Raw genomic sequence first — 18,730 nt, forward strand, 5'->3', positions numbered from 1 at the left:
ATATGAGTAGAGCCAGTGAATAAGATACGACCGTCCAATATATCATGATTGCTGGCCTGAAGGACAATTTCATCAAAAATGTCTTGGAAGATGTCGGTTAATCCTTAATGGAACCAAAAATTAAGAGATTCTTATTTTCTTCTCCTATGAAGAACATACATCCTAAAAAACAATAAATGATTTATAGAATGGTGATAGGATTAGGATTTAATTAGAAAAATCTTAAGAAAAAAGTAATATTTGCTTAAGGGAAAAGAGAACTTTCCATTATATAGTAGGAGTATATATGGAAAGGGGAAAGCGAATGACATACATCTTAAAAACGAGTCAGCTTACAAAAACATTTAAAGGAAAAGAAGTTGTTTCCGGGGTTAATATGCACGTGAAAAAAGGGGAGATTTATGGATTCTTGGGTCCCAATGGTGCAGGTAAAACAACCATTATGAAAATGATTACCAATTTAATCAAGCCAACAAGTGGGGAAATAGAAATTTTCGGTGAGAAATTAACAGATACGTCATTTGAAGTTTTAAAACGAATGGGCACCATTATTGAATATCCCATTTTCTATGACAACCTCACTGCTAAAGAAAATTTAGATTTCCATTGTGAATATATGGGCTATTACGATAAAAAATCCATTGACCACGCTATCGAGCTTGTAAAGTTACATAATATTGATAATAAAAAAGTGAAAGAGTTTTCTTTAGGAATGAAACAAAGGTTAGGAATAGCCAGAGCTATTTCTACAAGACCAGAACTTCTCATTTTAGACGAGCCGATTAACGGTCTGGATCCAATAGGTATAAAAGAGTTGAGGGATCTCTTTAAGTTACTTTGCAGAGAATATGGAATTACATTATTAGTCTCCAGTCACATTTTAGCTGAAATGGAACAAATGTCAGATACTGTTGGTATCATACAGAATGGCAAGTTAATAAAAGAAGTTTCTATGAAGAGTATAAACGGAAAACAAACAGAGTATGTGGAGGTAAAAGTCCAAAATATAAAAAAAGCGTTATATATTTTAGAGCAAAATCTGGGGATAAGAAATTTTAAAATGATTGACCAGCAATTAATTCGTATCTATGAAACAGCAGTTACACAACAAGAAATCTCTAAAGCACTTATTCTGAATGACATTGGTATAGAAAGTATAAATAAAAAACACAGTTCTTTAGAAGAATACTTCTTAAATTCTATGAATGGGGAGGGAATACACACTAGATAGATTGCCTGTCTGTGTTATGCACCTATTTGCATTGTCTTAAATTCTTCTGCCGGAGGCTAATTGAAATGTTAAAACTTATGAAATTAGAGTACAAAAAACATCACTTATCACAGTATTTTAAATGGGTGGCACTTTGGATATTCATCATCTTTGCCTTAGTGGCTCTTATGGGATGGGAATCTAAAAATGAAAATGAACTTATGTTTCGTGATTATGCAGATTTTATATCTCTAACTAATATTTTAATTAGAATTGTGTTTATTTGTTTTTCTGCTGTGATTTTATCCCGTTTAGTTATTGATGAATATAAAAATAAAACAATACAATTGCTGTTTACTTATCCTTTACAAAGAAAAAAATTAATGCAAGCTAAACTATCTATTGTCTTCCTATTCTGCTTTGTAAGTATTGTTATTGCTACGTTTGTTATTAACTTGTTAATTCTCTTCGTGAGTCCGCACTTATATTTATTCGAGAAGCCTGTTGAAATGAGTGAAGTTATTTCCGCTATGCCATCGTCTCTTCTCACCGCTTTTATGATGGGAGGAGTGAGTCTGATTCCTTTATTTTTCGGCATGAGAAAAAAATCAACTTCTGCTACAATCACTTGGGCTGTCATAATCGGGGTCTTTATCAATGCAACAGTTTCCGACGGAGGAGAAACAGTCAGTTTAAGTCAATTTATTATCATTCCAATTATACTTTGTTTATTTGGTTTTTTAGTGGGTTATCTTTCTTACCGTAAGGTGGATCAGAAAGATTTATTGTAGATAAAAGGAGAAATTATACAATGAAGAAGATTATAGCATCATGTGCAGTGTTAATCGTAATCGGCGGAATTGTTTTAAGCCTTTATAAGACAGATACTAAAAACTTTAAAAAGAACGTGTCCTACAATGTTGAAAAAATTGATACTTTAAAAGTATATACTGACTCATGGGATGTGAAGTTTAAAAAGAGTAATTCAAATAAGGCAACAATATCTGCTGATGGGAAACAGAAAGATAAGGCTCCAGTTACATTTCAAGAAAATGGGAGAGATTTGGTCGTTAGTCAAAAAGAACAAAAGAATGGCGGCTTTTTGGATGGATTTACTTTTGGGAAGCAGGGCGGCACAATCTATATTAATGTTCCCAATTCAGGTATGAACAATATTGAAATAACCAATAAAGATGGGAATATACAATTAAGTGAAATTTCAGCTGAACATATTGTCGTTGATAATCATTCCGGTGATGAAAAAATCAATAATGTTTCGGCTCATACTGGAAAGTTTTCATCCAGGGATGGGGCGTTAAGCGTTGAAAATAGTTCTTTTGAGAAATTAAATATAACATCTGCAAGCGGCGATAACGAGATGAAGGAAATACATAGTTCCAATATAAAGGTTACTTCTAAAGATGGAGCGGTTTCAATCAAGGACATAACAGAAGGAACATCTTTATCAGTAAATACGAAATCAGGAGATATAGGTGTATCTTATAAAAAAGCGCCAACTTCACTTGCTGTTTTTGCTCAGAGTAATTCTGATGTAACGTTTGATCTAGATGGGCTTAATAAGAGCCATGATGGCGTAAAACTGAAAAAAGGTGAAATTGGCGCGGGAAGTAATAAAGTGAGTCTATCTAGTGAAGATGGTTCGATAAAGGTGAGATAAAAAGAGAAAAACACAAGACAACAATTCCCGCTATTGAAGAATGGTTGTCTTATTTGTTTGTATTTAAAATGTTTTGGAATATTTATCTCCTTTTGTATAAAAAATAATTATAATGAGATTAATTATCTGTATAATGATTGAAATAAACAGTGAAATAAGAATATCAGTTTTATATTTAAGGAGCGGAAAGCTTGGGTTACAAAATATTAATTGTAGAAGACGACCAATTCATAAGCGATATGGTAAGCGAAAGCTTAACGAAAGAAGGGTTTGAAGTAACAGCAGCTTTTGATGGTGAAGAAGCTTTAGACATATTGAACACCCAAAAGTTTGAGGTTATATTGTTGGATTTAATGCTTCCGAAGATAGATGGGATGGAATGTTTAAGAATGATTCGTTCCAAAAGTATGGTTCCCGTTCTTATCATGTCTGCAAAAGATGAAGATGTAGATAAGGCACTTGGTCTCGGCCTCGGGGCTGATGATTATATTTCTAAACCTTTTTCTATGCTGGAGGTAATAGCCAGAATTAAAGCAACCATTAGAAGAGAAAGACACTATAAGAGCTCCCTGTCTTCAAAGGAAGAAAAAATCATTAAAATAGGTGATTTAAGTGTTGACCTGCATGGCTTTTCTGTTAAAAAATTCAATGAAAAGATTAATCTCACGGCAAAAGAATTTAATATTTTAAAACTCTTTATTTCTAATCCTTCACAAGTATATACTAAGTCTCAACTTTATAAATCCGTATGGGAAGATGAGTATCATGGAGATGAGAATGTAATTAATGTTCATATTAGACGGCTCAGAGAGAAAATTGAGGACGATCCATCTCATCCAATGTACATAAAAACTTTGTGGGGAATCGGTTATAAGTTGGGAGATTTTTAAATTGTTTTATATGTTGGTTATTTTATTCATATGCTCTGCAGCAGTAAATATATTTCTTTTCCGAAGCCGATTAAATCTAAGGACTGAGATTAAATATATAAGAAATAAACTTCGAAAAGTTGTTAATGAAGAGACAGGCGAAAGATTATTGCTTAACACGGAAGATAAATATATAAAATCCTTGTTAATTCAAATAAACCGTCTTTTAGACCATAATCAAAAGATCAAAGGGAACTACAATAGTATTGAACTGTCCATGCGAAAAATGTTATCAAATATTTCACACGATTTAAAGACGCCTTTAACAGTTATACTAGGTTATATTGAAATGATAAATAACGATAAAAGTCTGACTTCGGAAAAGGTTATGAGTTTACTAAAAACAGTTAATTTAAAAACGGTCGAGGTATTAGCGATAATAAACCGTTTTTTTGAACTTGTAAAATTAGAGTCAGGAGATAAAAAATTAAATTCTTCACGAATTGACATATGTGAAGTCAGCCGAAAAATAATTTTGGATTACTACGAAATTTTAATCAGCAAAGAATTTGAAGTAGTGATTGATATACCCGATGATTCTGTCTTTGTTAGCGGAGATGAAGATGCAATTGAGAGGGTTCTGAATAATTTAATTACGAATGCAATTCAATATGGTTCCGATGGTAAGATGGTGGGTTTAAAGATCAGAATAACTGATAATGATGTTTTTGTAGAAATATCAGATAAAGGAAAAGGAATAAATGAAATGCATAAAGACCGTGTCTTTGAACGAATGTACACATTGGAGGACTCGAGAAATACCAATTATCAGGGAAGCGGATTGGGGCTGACGATTACTAAGAGATTAGTAGAGCAAATGGAAGGAAGTATATCTCTAAATAGTGTCCCCTTCAAAGAAACAACGTTTTCTGTACGTTTAAGACGTATTAAATTTTAATAAAAGCAGTAAGGTTTCTTCTGTATACGTCTTCAAATCCCCTTTCTCTTTAATCTGAGAGGCTGACAACAGCCTCTTTTTTTTACACACAAAAACCTGGCATGAATCTTGCATATAAAAAGGGGCGTAACGACAATGTGAAAGGGATTGATGGGTTTTGGTGTAAAAGCGCTTACATTTTGTTCTGCCGGTAATTGAAGCTTACACGTAAAATACGATGAGGTGATAAAACATGTCAGCCAACCCGCTTTCTAAAAGCAATCAGAAAGATGAAGAAAAAGAAGTTCTTAATTTGTTCTTGTCAACACAATCGATCATAAAAGAGGCCCTGCGCAAACTGGGGTACCCTGACAATATGTATGAATTGATGAAAGAGCCGATGCGGCTTTTGACCGTCCGCATCCCCGTCAAAATGGACAATGGCTCAGTACAGGTTTTCACGGGCTACCGCTCACAGCATAATGACGCAGTCGGCCCGACAAAAGGAGGCGTGCGGTTTCATCCGGAAGTCAGTGAAGAAGAGGTTAAGGCGCTTTCGGTCTGGATGACTTTAAAATGCGGCATCACAAATCTTCCTTACGGGGGCGGAAAAGGCGGCATCATCTGTGATCCGCGGACGATGTCATTCGGAGAGCTGGAACGGCTGAGCCGCGGATATGTGCGTGCGATCAGCCAGATCGTCGGTCCGACAAAGGATATTCCGGCTCCCGACGTATATACCAACTCGCAGATTATGGCATGGATGATGGACGAATACAGCCGCCTGAGAGAATTTGATTCACCGGGATTCATTACGGGCAAACCGATCGTTCTCGGCGGTTCACAGGGGCGGGAGACAGCGACCGCGCAAGGCGTCACGATTTGTATTGAGGAAGCCGTTAAGAAAAAAGGGATTCCATTGGAAAATGCGCGGATCATCATTCAGGGGTTCGGAAATGCGGGGAGCTTTCTCGCTAAATTTATGCATGACGCCGGCGCCAAGGTGATCGGCATCTCAGACGCCCACGGCGCTTTGTATGACCCTGACGGCCTTGACATTGATTACCTGCTGGATAAGCGGGACAGCTTCGGCACGGTGACGAATCTCTTCTCGGATGTCATAACGAACCGGGAGCTGCTGGAAAAGGACTGTGATATTCTCGTGCCTGCCGCAATCTCCAATCAGATTACGGCTGAAAACGCCCATCACATTAAAGCCTCAATCATTGTGGAGGCGGCGAACGGGCCGACAACGATAGACGCCACGAAAATCCTGAATGAAAGAGGCGTGCTTCTCGTGCCGGATATTTTGGCAAGCGCCGGCGGCGTGACGGTGTCTTATTTTGAATGGGTGCAAAATAATCAAGGCTTTTACTGGTCTGAGGAGGAAGTCGCCGGAAAACTGCGCAGCGTCATGGTGAATTCGTTTGAATCCATTTATCAGACAGCGCATACCCACAAAGTCGATATGCGTTTGGCCGCCTATATGACGGGCATCAGAAAGTCGGCTGAAGCGGCCCGGTTCCGCGGCTGGGTATAAGTGTTACCCGCAAAGAGATTTTGCGTCAGTTATATAGCAGATCGCAAAATTTCTTTGCGTTTTCAGATTGCAGCTGACAGATTCGGACAAGCTTCGTCCGCTTTCGGCAAAGATTTTCTTATTTTTATCACAAATTGCTATGCTGGTATGCTTCTTGCATCTTCATAAAGCGTGAGCACACATTACAAAATACGGGGAGGAATTCTAATGACAGTTTCATACGCACACGAACCATTTACAAATTTTCAGGAAGAGACAAATAAACAATCGTTTCAGGAAGCGCTGGCTTATGTGAATTCACAGCTCGGCAAGCATTATCCGCTTATCATCAACGGTGAAGCGATTGAAACGGATAAAAAGATCATTTCCGTCAATCCGGCAGATAAAAAAGAAGTGATCGGTTCTGTATCGGCAGCCGGAAAAGAACTTGCGGAAAAGGCCATGCTGGCTGCGCTGCAGGCATTTCAAACATGGAAAAAAGTACGGCCGGAACACCGCGCGAATGTGCTGTTTAAAGCGGCGGCGATCATCCGCAGAAGAAAGCACGAATTCTCCGCGTATCTAGTGAAAGAAGCCGGAAAACCGTGGAAGGAAGCGGATGCTGATACGGCGGAAGCGATCGACTTTTTAGAGTATTATGCCCGTCAGATGCTGAAACTGAAAGACGGTTCCCCTGTAAAGAGCCGTGACGGAGAATTTAATCAGTATCACTATGAGCCGCTTGGGGTGGGAATCGTCATTTCTCCATTCAACTTCCCGCTTGCGATCATGGCGGGAACGGCGGCGGCAGCCATCGTAACAGGCAACACGATACTGCTGAAACCGGCGGATGCGGCGCCTGTCGTGGCGGCGAAATTTGTTGAAGTGATGAAAGAAGCGGGCCTGCCGGACGGCGTGCTCCAATTCATACCGGGCGACGGAGGAGAAATCGGCGACTATCTGGTTGAGCATCCGAAGACGAGATTTGTGTCGTTTACAGGTTCCCGCGCGGTCGGATGCCGCATCTATGAACGCGCCGCAAAAGTACAGCCGGGCCAAAAGTGGCTGAAACGGGTCATTGCCGAAATGGGAGGGAAAGATACGGTGCTTGTAGACAGAGATGCTGATCTTGATCTTGCCGCTTCCTCAATCGTGTATTCCGCCTTCGGATTCTCAGGCCAAAAATGTTCAGCCGGTTCGCGTGCGGTCATTCATCAGGACGTCTATGATGAAGTTGTTGAAAAAGCCGTCGCTTTAACAAAATCACTCACCGTCGGAAGTCCGGAAGATTTTGATACATACATGGGGCCAGTCATCCACGAAGCATCTTATAATAAAGTCATGAGGTATATCGAAATCGGCAAATCAGAAGGAAAACTCCTGACGGGAGGCGAAGGTGATGATTCAAAAGGATACTTTATTCAGCCGACCATTTTTGCGGATGTTGATGAAAACGCCCGCCTGATGCAGGAGGAAATTTTCGGGCCGGTCGTCGCGATCTCAAAAGCCCGTGATTTCGACCATATGCTTGAGATTGCCAATAATACCGATTACGGACTGACGGGCGCTCTGTTATCAAAAACCCGCGCGCACATTGAACGCGCCCGCGAAGATTTTCACGTCGGGAATCTATACTTCAACCGCGGCTGTACAGGAGCGATTGTCGGATACCAGCCGTTCGGCGGCTTCAATATGTCAGGAACCGATTCAAAAGCCGGAGGACCTGACTATCTGATTCTTCATATGCAGGCAAAAACAACGTCTGAAGCCTATTAATCTTTCGGAAATAGCGCGATGAAAAAGAGAGTCGCGCTATTTTCTCTATATGAGGGTAAGGAGGATGGAACATGTATCAGCAGCTCAGCAAAATGCTTCCGGAGGAGAAAATAGAAGCCATTACGAAATCACTGGTGGCGTTAAACAGCATCAACGGCACATTGGGAGAAGGAAAAAAAGCCGACTATATCAAAGATATGATCAAGAGCTTTCCCTACTTTCAGGAGAACCCGTCACATGTGTGGGAGCAGGCGATTCCTGAGGACCCTTACGGCCGCAAAAATATTTTCGCATTTATTGAGGGAAACGGCGACAGCCTGAATACGGTCATTTATCACGCTCATCTTGATACGGTCGGCATCGAGGATTTCGGCCCTTTAAAAGATATCGCTTTTGATTCCGACCGTCTCGCGGAGTATTTCTCAAACTATGAATTTGATCGGGATGTGCAGCGGGACGCCCGCTCAGGCGAGTGGATGTTCGGAAGGGGTTCGGTTGATATGCAGAGCGGTATTGCCGTTCATCTCGCCAATCTGCTTCACTTTTCTGAACGGCGCGATCAGCTGCCGGGCCATATTCTGTTCATGGCAAACCCGGATGAAGAAAGCCAGCATTCCGGCATTTTAACGAGCATTTCTGAATTAAAACGGCTGAAACAAGAAAAGCAGCTTCGTTATTTAGCAGCGATTAATAACGACTTCATCACGCCGCTGTATGAGGGTGACACGACAAGGTACATCTACACGGGCGCGGCAGGGAAGCTTTTGCCTTGCTTTGCGATTTACGGGCGGGAGGTGCATGTCGGTGATACGCTGTCCGGCATCGATCCGAATTTGATCGCGTCAGAAATCACCAGAAGAGTTCACAACAATATTCATATGGCGGAAAACATTGAAGGGGAGCTTGTGCTTCCGCCGACCTGCCTCTACCAGCGTGACAACAAGGAAGCGTATAACGTGCAGACCGCCGTCAGCAGCTATGTCTATTTTAATTATTTTATTTACGAGAAAACCGCCAAAGAAGTCATGGATCAGCTGACTGCGGTGGCTGACGAAGCCTGCAAAGAGACAGAACGAAAATTATCTGATTATTACGACGAATACTGTGAGAGAACGAGCCTGCCGAAAAAAGAGATGTCATGGAACGTTCAAGTGTACAGTCTGGAAGATTATCTGAAAAGGCTGAGAAGCCGCGGGATAGACCCGGCGCAGTGTATCGAGCAGGCATTTAAAACATATGAACATCTTGAACTGCGGATGAGATGCTTTAAAGCCGTCGAGGAACTGCAAAAACTCGATCCTGAGCAGGGAGCCAAGGTCATTATTTTCTATGCGCCGCCTTACCTTCCGCACAATTATCTGAAGGAAGAGAGCACACGGGACCGGCTTTTGCAGCATGTCATTCAAGAAGCGGTCGATAAAACAGCGGCATCAACCGGAGAAACATTCGTCTTTAAAAAGTTTTTCCCTTATTTAGCGGACGGAAGCTTTTTATCGCTGCATGAAACAGACGAGGAGGTCTCCGCCTTTACCGATAATTTTCCGGGCTGGGATGTCATCGGGACGATTCCTTTTAAAGAAATCAGGGAATTGAATATTCCGTCGGTCAATATAGGGGTATACGGAAAGGACGGCCATAAATGGACGGAACGCGTGTACAAGCCGTACACATTCCATGTGCTGCCGGAGCTCATTCAGCAGACGACAATGCACCTTTTGCACAGCTACCGATTAGACATACGCACAAATGGCTGACATAACGGAATAAGGGGGATGTATATGCAGGGAGATACCAATCAAACTGAATTGCAGCGCACGATGAAGGGCCGGCATTTGTTTATGATCGCCCTCGGCGGCGTGATCGGGACGGGGCTTTTTCTGGGCTCCGGTTTTACGATCAGTGAAGCGGGACCGATCGGCGCGATATTGGCTTATGTGATCGGCGGATTTTTAATGTATCTGGTGATGCTTTGTTTGGGGGAGCTCGCGGTCGCCATGCCGGTCGCAGGATCATTTCAGGCGTATGCCGCAAAGTTTCTCGGGCCGTCGACGGGGTTTACGATCGGATGGATGTACGCATTCAGCTGGGCCAATACAGTGGGGCTTGAACTGACGTCGGCGGGGATTTTAATGCAGCGGTGGTTTCCGGCCGTTCCGATTTGGGTGTGGTGCCTTGTATTCGGCGTCGTCATTTTTTCCATTAACGCGCTGTCTGCGCGGAGTTTTGCGGAAATGGAATTTTGGTTTTCCAGCATTAAGGTCATGGCCATTGTATTGTTTATTATTCTCGGCTGCGCTGCGGTATTCGGCTTTGTCGGTTTTAACGGCGGGCAGACGGCTCCGTATCTGTCAAACTTTACGACGGACAAAGGGCTTTTCCCGAACGGCGCCCAAGCCGTGCTGTTTACCCTTGTCATGGTGAATTTTTCATTCCAGGGCACCGAGCTGGTCGGAATCGCCTCGGGAGAAAGCGAAAATCCGGAAAAGACGCTTCCCCGCTCCATCCGAAACGTCATATGGCGGACGCTGTTTTTCTTCGTGCTGGCGATGTTTGTTCTCGTGTCCATTTTGCCGTACCAAACGGCAGGCGTCATCGAAAGCCCGTTTGTGGCTGTGCTGGATAAAATCGGCGTTCCCTATGCGGCTGATATCATGAACTTTGTCATTCTGACCGCCATGCTGTCGGTGGCGAATTCCGGGCTGTACGCTTCGTCCAGAATGATGTGGTCCCTGTCAAAAACTAAGATGGGCCCCGCTTCCTTAACGAAACTGACGAAAAAAGGCGTGCCTCTGAAAGCTCTTTCCATCACCATCGCCATCTCCGGTTTATCCCTGCTGACAAGTGTATTCGCGGCTGAAACGGTGTATGTATGGCTCATTTCCATCTCCGGTATGATTACCGTCGTCGCGTGGATGTCAATCTGCGCTTCACAATTCGTTTTCCGGAGACGCTTTCTCGCTGAAGGAGGAAATCTGAAAGACCTGGCGTTTAAAACGCCTCTTTATCCGATCGTGCCGATTCTCGGATTTTCGGTTTACGGTCTTATCTTAATCAGTCTCATCTTTATCCCCGACCAGCGTATCGGTCTGTACTGCGGCGTCCCGCTGATGATCATCTGTTACGCGTATTATCACTTCGGTATCAAAAAACGCCTGAAGCGTGAGCCGGCTTCTTCGGAAAAAGGCGCTGCCGGATAAGAAAAAAAGCCCTCCGCTTAAAGCGGCGGGCTTTACTTTGTTTTCCGTTTTGCCGACAGCACATAGGATAGAACGGCACAGAACTCAAAACCGAAAATGCTGACGGCCATCGGCCAGGCATTTTCTTCTCCGGCAATACCGACAAGGGGAGCGGCAGCCGCACCGCCGATAAAGGGCAGGAGTCCGAGAAGAGCCGCAGCGCTTCCCGCGCCTTTCTCCTGTTTCTGCATAGCCAGAGAAAACCCCGTCGTCGTGACGATCCCGACAGAAGAAACAATGATGAATAAAGAAATGCAGACCGCCGTCAGGCCTAAACCAAACGCAAGTGATAAAAGCAAAGCGATGCTTCCGATGACGGCGATCAACAGCCCGGAGACAAACAGCTTCCGTTCATCATGTGTTTTGGCCATCCGTCCGGTGATTTGGGTGGCGCATATGATTCCCGCACCGTTTACGGCGAACAGCAGGCTGAACATTTGCGCTGATACGCCGTAGATGTTTTGCAGTACAAACGGCGACCCGGCAATGTATGCGAACATGCCGGTCATCACAAATGCCTGGCTGAGCGCAAATCCCATAAACATCCGGTCGCCAAGCAGGCCGCGAAACGTCATCAGCGTCTCCCGGAGTCCGCCGCTTGTCCGCTTTTCCGGCGGGAGTGATTCAGGCAACGCCGTAAGCACGGCGGCAGAAATGATACAGCCGATCACCGCCAGCACGATAAATACGATTTTCCAGCCGGCGAACTGAAGGATAAATCCCCCTGTAATCGGCGCTAAAATCGGCGCCGCCCCATTGACGAGCATCAGTAATGAGAAAAAAGCCGTCAATTCTTTTCCGGAATACATATCGCGTGCGGAAGCCCGTGCGATGACGATTCCGGCCGCCCCGGTGAATCCTTGAATAAACCTCATGACAATTAAAAACGAAACAGAAGGGCTGAAGGCGCATAATAAAGAAGACAGCGTATAAAGCAGCAATGACAGAATCAGCGGCTTCCGGCGCCCGATCATATCACTGAGCGGCCCGACAACAATCTGCCCGACCGCCAGCCCCAAAAGACAAAACGTCAGGCTCAGCTGCGCAAGTGACGCTGTCGTATGAAGATCGGCCGCCACTTCAGGCAAAGCGGGCAGATACATATCGAGCGAAAGCGGCCCGAATGAAGCGAGCGTCCCGAGAATCAGTACCATGCCGAGGCCTGCGCGGGCTGCCTTTGAATCAGCGTTATTCATTCCATGACCCCCACCTTAACAAATGATTCTATCACTATAGCATAACCGGACGGCGTATTTTATATTATCTGTTGAATATAAACTAAATATTTTATTTAAAATCTGAATGTAAATAAAAAACCAGAATTGGTTTTCATGTGAAATGTAAAATGAAACATAAGGATGCTAAACTATAAAACAACAAAAGGTAGAAAAGTTTTACGGAAGAGGTGTTCAAAGAGCATGAACAGCAAACAAACCGATCACATCGAAACGAAACGCCGATTTCCGATCTGTCTCGCGCTTGCTTTGACATTAGGCGTATTTGCCGCCGGTTCTGAAGAGCTGGTGATTTCTCCGCTGCTTCCGGATTTAGCGCGGGCTTTCAGCTCGGATGTCAGTGTGCTGGCGCTTTCCATCAGTATTTACGGAGTGATGATTTTTATCGGCGCGCCGCTTCTCGTTCCGCTGGGAGATAAATATTCCCGGGAACTCAGTCTGCTGGCGGGGCTGCTTATATTTACGGCCGGCACGGTGATCTGCGCGCTGGCGCACAATCTCTTTTTCTTCTTTCTGGGCAGGGCGCTTTCCGGGCTTGCGGCGGGTGCGTTTGTGCCGACAGCATATGCGGTGGTCGGCGACCGTGTGCCTTATGCGTACCGCGGCAAGGTGATGGGTCTGATCGTGTCAAGCTGGTCGCTCGCTTTGATTTTCGGCGTTCCGATCGGCTCTTTTATCGGCGGTGTTTTGAATTGGCGGTGGACGTTTTGGATTTTCGCCCTCATGTCTGTCCTCGTTGCTTCGCTCATTTTCATTGAGGCGCGCCGCAGTACGGCGGATGGGGATAAAACAGAAGAGGAAAACGGACGGCAGGCAGGCACTTTCCGGGATGCGCTGAAGGTGCCCCGTGTCCCTGTATACCTCACAATCACTTTTTGCAACATGATCGGTTTTTACGGCATGTATTCATTTCTCGGCACCTATCTTCACCGCATGCTCCCGGGGGGAAATACAGCTTCAGGGCTGCTGATCATGGTGTACGGAATCGGTTTTTCCATGAGCGTGTTCACCGGAAAAATCGCAGATAAGGCGGGGAAAATGCGCTCTTTGATCGCGGCATTGGCCGTGATCAGCATATGGCTTTCCTGTCTCGCCTATGCGCCGTCATCAATGCCGTTTTTGGTCATCGGGTTATTCGTCTGGGGATTGATGCAAAGCCTGACGGTGACCTTGCTCAGCACCATTTTAAGTGATTGCTCACAGAGCCGCCGGGGCAAAATCATGGCATTTTACAGCCTGGCGTCCAATTTGGCCGTCACCTTGGGTTCTGCTGTCATGGGTCCGGTCTATGTCGGATACGGATATGCAGCTGTCGGATTTATCTGTGCGGCCGTCACCCTCATCGGCTTTGTCCTCAGCGTTTTCGCATACAGAAGGTATGGGAAATATGAGCATCAGGCCGACCAATCATTGTATCGGTAAAATAAAGTTTCTATAATTTTGTAAATGTTAATTTTTAACACCTTATATCTTAAGGTGTTTTTTAATATATAGGAATAATTATCAATATTTTCAAATAATATTGACAGCTTGAACGTCTATGGATAATATTTACTTAAAATTTAACAGATTGGTTGGTGCTCATGATTATATTGGATAATAGCATTCAAACAAAAAGCAAGGCTTATTCAATATCTAAACTGATTACGATCAACACGCTCGGTCCTGAAGGGACAAGCAGTGAGTACGCAGCAAAAAACTTCATCACCAATTTTACCCTTCTCCAAGGGGTGAACAGTAAATTATCACTGCATGATACATTTGAATCGTGCATTGAAAAAACGCTTCAAAGTCCGTTGGAATACACAATTGTGCCTCACGCGTATGACGGCATTAAGCACTTCTACATGAGACCGGATCTGCAGCTTCTGCAAATTTTCAGGTGCGACACCCCGATGTACGGCCTGGCTGTCCGGCCCGGTTTTGAATATACGGATGACATGCTTGATAAGGCTGTCATCGTATCCCACCCGTCTCCTATCAATTTGATTAAGTATTTTACCCGTAAAGATGTCACGTTTGATCTGGTGAACTCAACGAGCGCAGCCGCGAAAAGAGTGAAGGAAGGTTTGTCCGACATCGCGCTGACAAATGAGCTGGCCAGACAAAAGTACGGCCTTCACTTTGTCAAAACATTTAAAAGCATTCCCATGAGCTGGTCATTATTCGGAAAAGGAGAGATTCATGATGAAAACTGAACAAGATTTGCAGGAACTTTATTTCCCGACGCCTAAATTAATAGAATGGGATAACGGAGTAAGACAATATTCGTCCGTCAGAGGCGATACGGAAGTTCTGCTTTCTTACGTTCCGCCGCATACAAACGTGGAACCGCATCAGCATAAGGAAGTCCAAATCGGCCTTGTCGTTTCCGGCGAGCTGTCCATGACTGTCGGAGATGTCACAAGAAAGATGACCGCGCTGGAATCAGCCTATATCGCGCCTCCTAACGTGCCTCACGGCGCAAGAAATGAGACGGATCAAGAAGTGATCGCCATTGATATTAAACGCCTGAAAGCCGGTGAAACCTACACAAGCCCCGAGGACTATTTTTTGAATATTTTTAAAACGAGAGACTTATTGCCTGGGATGGAAGTCACGTTCTTCGTGGAAGACTGGGTGGAAATCATGCTTGCCAACATTCCGGGCAATGGAGGAGAAATGCCGTTTCATAAACACCGCAATGAACAGATCGGCATCTGCATCGGCGGCGGCTATGATATGACCATTGAAGGCTGCAAAGTGGATATGACATTCGGCACAGCTTATTTCTGCGATCCGAGAGAAGATCACGGCGCCATCAACAGATTTGAAAAAGATTCAAAATCAGTCAATATCTTTTTCCCTCCGCGCTATAACAGAGCAAAAGCGAAAAAATTAGAGGCGAAAGAGTCATGAACCTGACGGATAAAACCGTCCTCATCACAGGGGGCGCATCAGGCATCGGTTATGCCGCGGTTCAGGCGTTTCTGAATCAGCAGGCGAATGTGGTCGTCGCGGATATTGATGAGGCGCAGGGAGAAGCGATGATCAGGAAAGAAAACAATGACAGGCTGCATTTTGTGCAGACGGATATTACAGATGAGCCGGCATGTCAAAACGCCATCCGGTCAGCGGTAGACAAGTTCGGCGGATTGGATGTGTTAATCAATAACGCCGGCATCGAAATTGTCGCGCCGATTCATGAGATGGAGCTGAGCGATTGGAACAAGGTGCTCAACGTCAATCTGACGGGCATGTTTCTTATGAGCAAGCACGCGCTCAAGTATATGCTCAAAAGCGGCAAGGGCAATATCATTAACACGTGCTCCGTCGGAGGAGTCGTTGCATGGCCCGACATTCCCTCATATAACGCCTCTAAAGGCGGCGTATTGCAGCTGACGCGTTCGATGGCCGTCGATTACGCCAAACACAACATCCGCGTCAATTGCGTGTGCCCGGGAATCATTGACACACCTTTGAATGAAAAGTCGTTCCTTGAAAACAACGAAGGCACGCTTGAAGAAATCAAAAAAGAAAAAGCGAAAGTCAATCCGCTGCTGAGACTCGGCAAGCCTGAAGAAATAGCGAACGTCATGCTGTTTCTCGCGTCGGATTTATCAAGCTATATGACCGGAAGCGCGATCACCGCAGACGGTGGATACACCGCACAATAGAGAAGGAGTGTTTACATATGGAGAGAAAAACAGTATTGGTCATTGCTGATCTTGGAGGCTGCCCGCCGCACATGTTTTATAAAAGCGCTGCTGAAAAATATAACCTGGTCAGCTTTATTCCAAGGCCTTTTGCAATTACAGCCTCTCATGCAGCTTTGATTGAAAAATACTCGGTCGCGGTCATTAAAGATAAAGACTATTTTAAGAGTCTGGCTGATTTTGAGCATCCCGATTCGATTTACTGGGCTCATGAAGATCATGACAAACCTGAGGAAGAAGTAGTCGAAGAAATCGTCAAGGTGGCCGGCATGTTCGCGGTTGATGCCATTACGACCAACAATGAACTGTTTATCGCTCCGATGGCAAAAGCGTGTGAACGTCTCGGCCTGCGGGGAGCGGGCGTACAGGCCGCTGAAAATGCCAGAGATAAAAACAAAATGAGAGCCGCCTTCAACCGGGCCGGCGTCAAATCCATCAAAAACAAACGGGTGACGACGCTGGAAGATTTCCGCGCCGCGCTTCAGGAAATCGGAACGCCGCTCATTCTGAAGCCTACATATCTGGCGAGCTCCATCGGCGTGACGCTTATCAAAGAGATGGAAACGGCCGAAGCCGAATTTAACAGAGTCAATGAATACCTGAAGTCGATCAACGTACCGAAAGCGGTCACGTTTGAAGCGCCGTTTATCGCGGAAGAATTTTTGCAGGGCGAGTATGACGACTGGTACGAAACAAGCGGTTATTCCGACTATATCAGCATAGAAGGCATCATGGCCGACGGGGAATACTTCCCTGTCGCGATTCATGATAAAACACCGCAAATCGGATTCACGGAGACATCGCATATTACGCCGTCCATCCTGGATGATGACGCGAAGCGAAAAATCGTCGAAGCAGCCAAAAAGGCGAATGAAGGACTCGGCCTCGAAAACTGCGCAACACATACAGAGATTAAATTAATGAAAAACCGGGAAGCCGGACTGATTGAATCAGCGGCACGATTTGCGGGCTGGAACATGATTCCGAATATTAAAAAGGTCTTCGGCGTCGATATGGCGCAGCTGTTATTGGATGTTCTCTGTTTCGGAAAAGAAGCCGATCTGCCGAAAGGATTATTGGAGCAGGAGCCATGCTATGTCGCCGACTGCCACTTGTATCCTCAGCATTTCAAAGAGAACGGCCAGCTGCCTGAGACGGCTGTCGATTTCGTCATTGAAAGCATTGACATTCCCGACGGCGTCTTAAAGGGAGACACCGAAATCGTTTCTTTCTCGGCGGCCGAGGCGGGTACGTCCGTGGATCTGCGGCTGTTCGAAGCGTTCAACAGCATTGCGGCGTTCGAGCTGAAAGGAAGCAATTCGGGTGACGTGGCCGAATCAATCAAACAAATTCAGCAGCAGGCGAAGCTGACTGCAAAGTATGCGTTACCGGTATGAAACAGCTGAAACCGAACTCTAAGTATTTGCTTTTCGGGCAGGCGCTTTCGTTTATGGGAGACTATTGCGTTCTCCCGGCCCTGCTCATTTTATCTACATACTATCATGACTACTGGGTGACGTCCGGCGTCATCGCGGTCCGCAGTATTCCGATGGTGTTTCAGCCGTTTTTAGGCGTGCTCGTGGACCGGCTCGACAGGGTGAAAATCATGCTGTGGACGGATGTGATCAGAGGTGTCATCTTTTTGGGGCTGACATTTCTCCCGAAAGGCGAATATCCGCTGCTTTTTCTGGCGCTGCTGTTTGTTTCTTACGGAAGCGGCGTGTTTTTTAACCCGGCACGTCTCGCGGTCATGTCGTCTTTAGAAGCTGATATTAAAAATATCAACACTTTGTTTGCAAAAGCCACGACGATTTCGATTATTGTCGGCGCTGCAGCCGGCGGACTTTTTCTGTTAGGCGGTTCTGTGGAGCTTGCCGTCGCGTTTAACGGGGTGACCTATCTTGTCTCCGCGTTTTTCATCAGCCGCATTAAGCTTCAATACGTGCCGATTCAGTCAGAAAACGTGAGAGAAGCTTTTCAGTCGTTTAAAGAAGGCCTGAAGGAAATCAAAACAAATGCTTTTGTGTTAAACGCCATGTTCACGATGATTACGATGGCGCTTTTGTGGGGTGTCGTCTACAGCTATTTCCCGATTGTCAGCCGCTTTTTAGGCGACGGGGAAATCGGCAATTTCATCCTGACGTTCTGTATCGGCTTCGGCGGCTTTATCGGCGCCGCTCTTGTCAGCAAATGGGGCTTTAACAACAATAAAGGGCTGATGTATTTTACAGTGTTATCGATCGTCTCGCTTGCGCTGTTTTTGTTTACCCCGATTTTCGCCGTGTCAGTCATTGCCGCCATTCTTTTCTTTATCGCAATGGAATACGGTGAGGTGTTGGCGAAGGTCAAAGTTCAGGAGAACGCGGCGAACCAGATTCAGGGCCGGATTTTTTCGGTGGCGGAGGCGTCCATCGGATTGTGCATCGCCGTCGGTTCCATGCTGATCAACATTGTAGACGCGGCAGTCATCATGGCGTTTATCGTCCTTTTGGTCAGCGGGCTGTTTCTGCATACAAAACTGGTCAATAAATCCTTTTCAGAACGGAATAACGAATCAGAGCAAATTCATTTATAA

General features: G+C 45.0%; 16 protein-coding genes. 15 read left to right on the plus strand and 1 reads right to left on the minus strand.

The window, feature by feature from the left end:
* The first annotated feature begins 304 nt into the window (after nt 1–304).
* From RUW00_RS09750 to RUW00_RS09790, 9 genes are all read left to right on the plus strand, one after another.
* On the plus strand, nt 305–1,231 hold the full coding sequence (locus RUW00_RS09750; protein ID WP_025649399.1) for an ABC transporter ATP-binding protein: 927 nt from the start codon (nt 305–307) through the stop codon (nt 1,229–1,231).
* Between the two features lie 65 nt (nt 1,232–1,296).
* Nucleotides 1,297–2,001, plus strand: a complete 705-nt coding sequence (locus RUW00_RS09755; protein ID WP_280144712.1) for an ABC transporter permease — start codon at nt 1,297–1,299, stop codon at nt 1,999–2,001.
* A gap of 20 nt (nt 2,002–2,021) precedes the next feature.
* Nucleotides 2,022–2,888 (plus strand): DUF4097 family beta strand repeat-containing protein, encoded by an 867-nt coding sequence (locus RUW00_RS09760; protein ID WP_233662418.1) that lies wholly within the window; start codon nt 2,022–2,024, stop codon nt 2,886–2,888.
* A gap of 191 nt (nt 2,889–3,079) precedes the next feature.
* Complete coding sequence (locus RUW00_RS09765; protein WP_014419158.1) at nt 3,080–3,778, plus strand: response regulator transcription factor; 699 nt, start codon at nt 3,080–3,082, stop codon at nt 3,776–3,778.
* 1 nt (nt 3,779) lies between these two features.
* On the plus strand, nt 3,780–4,715 hold the full coding sequence (locus tag RUW00_RS09770) for a sensor histidine kinase (RefSeq protein WP_280144711.1): 936 nt from the start codon (nt 3,780–3,782) through the stop codon (nt 4,713–4,715).
* 232 nt (nt 4,716–4,947) lie between these two features.
* Complete coding sequence (locus RUW00_RS09775) at nt 4,948–6,234, plus strand: Glu/Leu/Phe/Val family dehydrogenase (RefSeq protein WP_014419156.1); 1,287 nt, start codon at nt 4,948–4,950, stop codon at nt 6,232–6,234.
* Nucleotides 6,235–6,441: 207 nt separating this feature from the next.
* Nucleotides 6,442–7,989 (plus strand): L-glutamate gamma-semialdehyde dehydrogenase, encoded by a 1,548-nt coding sequence (pruA, locus tag RUW00_RS09780; protein ID WP_014419155.1) that lies wholly within the window; start codon nt 6,442–6,444, stop codon nt 7,987–7,989.
* Between the two features lie 71 nt (nt 7,990–8,060).
* On the plus strand, nt 8,061–9,743 hold the full coding sequence (locus RUW00_RS09785) for a M20 family metallopeptidase (protein WP_104842924.1): 1,683 nt from the start codon (nt 8,061–8,063) through the stop codon (nt 9,741–9,743).
* A 24-nt stretch (nt 9,744–9,767) separates the two neighbouring features.
* Nucleotides 9,768–11,186 carry an amino acid permease gene (locus RUW00_RS09790; protein WP_012118711.1) on the plus strand — a complete coding sequence of 473 codons (1,419 nt, stop codon included), beginning with the start codon at nt 9,768–9,770 and terminating at the stop codon, nt 11,184–11,186.
* A 32-nt stretch (nt 11,187–11,218) separates the two neighbouring features.
* Here the strand turns inward: RUW00_RS09790 and RUW00_RS09795 are convergent, their stop codons facing one another.
* Nucleotides 11,219–12,421: a multidrug effflux MFS transporter gene (locus RUW00_RS09795; protein ID WP_014419153.1), complete on the minus strand. Its 1,203-nt coding sequence runs from the start codon at nt 12,419–12,421 to the stop codon at nt 11,219–11,221.
* Between the two features lie 222 nt (nt 12,422–12,643).
* Between RUW00_RS09795 and RUW00_RS09800 the strand changes: the two genes are divergently transcribed.
* The 6 genes from RUW00_RS09800 to bacE all read left to right on the plus strand — a co-directional run bounded on the left by RUW00_RS09800 (nt 12,644) and on the right by bacE (nt 18,730).
* Complete coding sequence (locus RUW00_RS09800) at nt 12,644–13,882, plus strand: MFS transporter (RefSeq protein ID WP_151140106.1); 1,239 nt, start codon at nt 12,644–12,646, stop codon at nt 13,880–13,882.
* 161 nt (nt 13,883–14,043) lie between these two features.
* Nucleotides 14,044–14,658, plus strand: coding sequence for a bacilysin biosynthesis protein BacA (locus RUW00_RS09805; RefSeq protein WP_014721966.1), 615 nt, complete (start codon nt 14,044–14,046; stop codon nt 14,656–14,658).
* Nucleotides 14,648–15,358, plus strand: a complete 711-nt coding sequence (gene bacB / locus RUW00_RS09810; protein ID WP_003151000.1) for a 3-((4R)-4-hydroxycyclohexa-1,5-dien-1-yl)-2-oxopropanoate isomerase — start codon at nt 14,648–14,650, stop codon at nt 15,356–15,358. Before RUW00_RS09805 ends, bacB begins: the two co-directional genes overlap by 11 nt.
* Nucleotides 15,355–16,116: a dihydroanticapsin 7-dehydrogenase gene (gene bacC / locus RUW00_RS09815; RefSeq protein ID WP_267543482.1), complete on the plus strand. Its 762-nt coding sequence runs from the start codon at nt 15,355–15,357 to the stop codon at nt 16,114–16,116. The genes bacB and bacC overlap by 4 nt, the downstream gene beginning before the upstream one ends.
* 17 nt (nt 16,117–16,133) lie before the next feature.
* The gene (gene bacD, locus RUW00_RS09820) at nt 16,134–17,552 is read left to right on the plus strand and encodes an alanine--anticapsin ligase (RefSeq protein WP_014419149.1); all 1,419 of its coding nucleotides are present in this window, start codon (nt 16,134–16,136) and stop codon (nt 17,550–17,552) included.
* The gene (bacE, locus tag RUW00_RS09825) at nt 17,549–18,730 is read left to right on the plus strand and encodes a bacilysin exporter BacE (RefSeq protein ID WP_007407671.1); all 1,182 of its coding nucleotides are present in this window, start codon (nt 17,549–17,551) and stop codon (nt 18,728–18,730) included. The genes bacD and bacE overlap by 4 nt, the downstream gene beginning before the upstream one ends.

It is taken from the genome of Bacillus sp. IS1, assembly GCF_032461585.1.
GTDB classification, from domain to species: Bacteria; Bacillota; Bacilli; order Bacillales; family Bacillaceae; genus Bacillus; species Bacillus velezensis.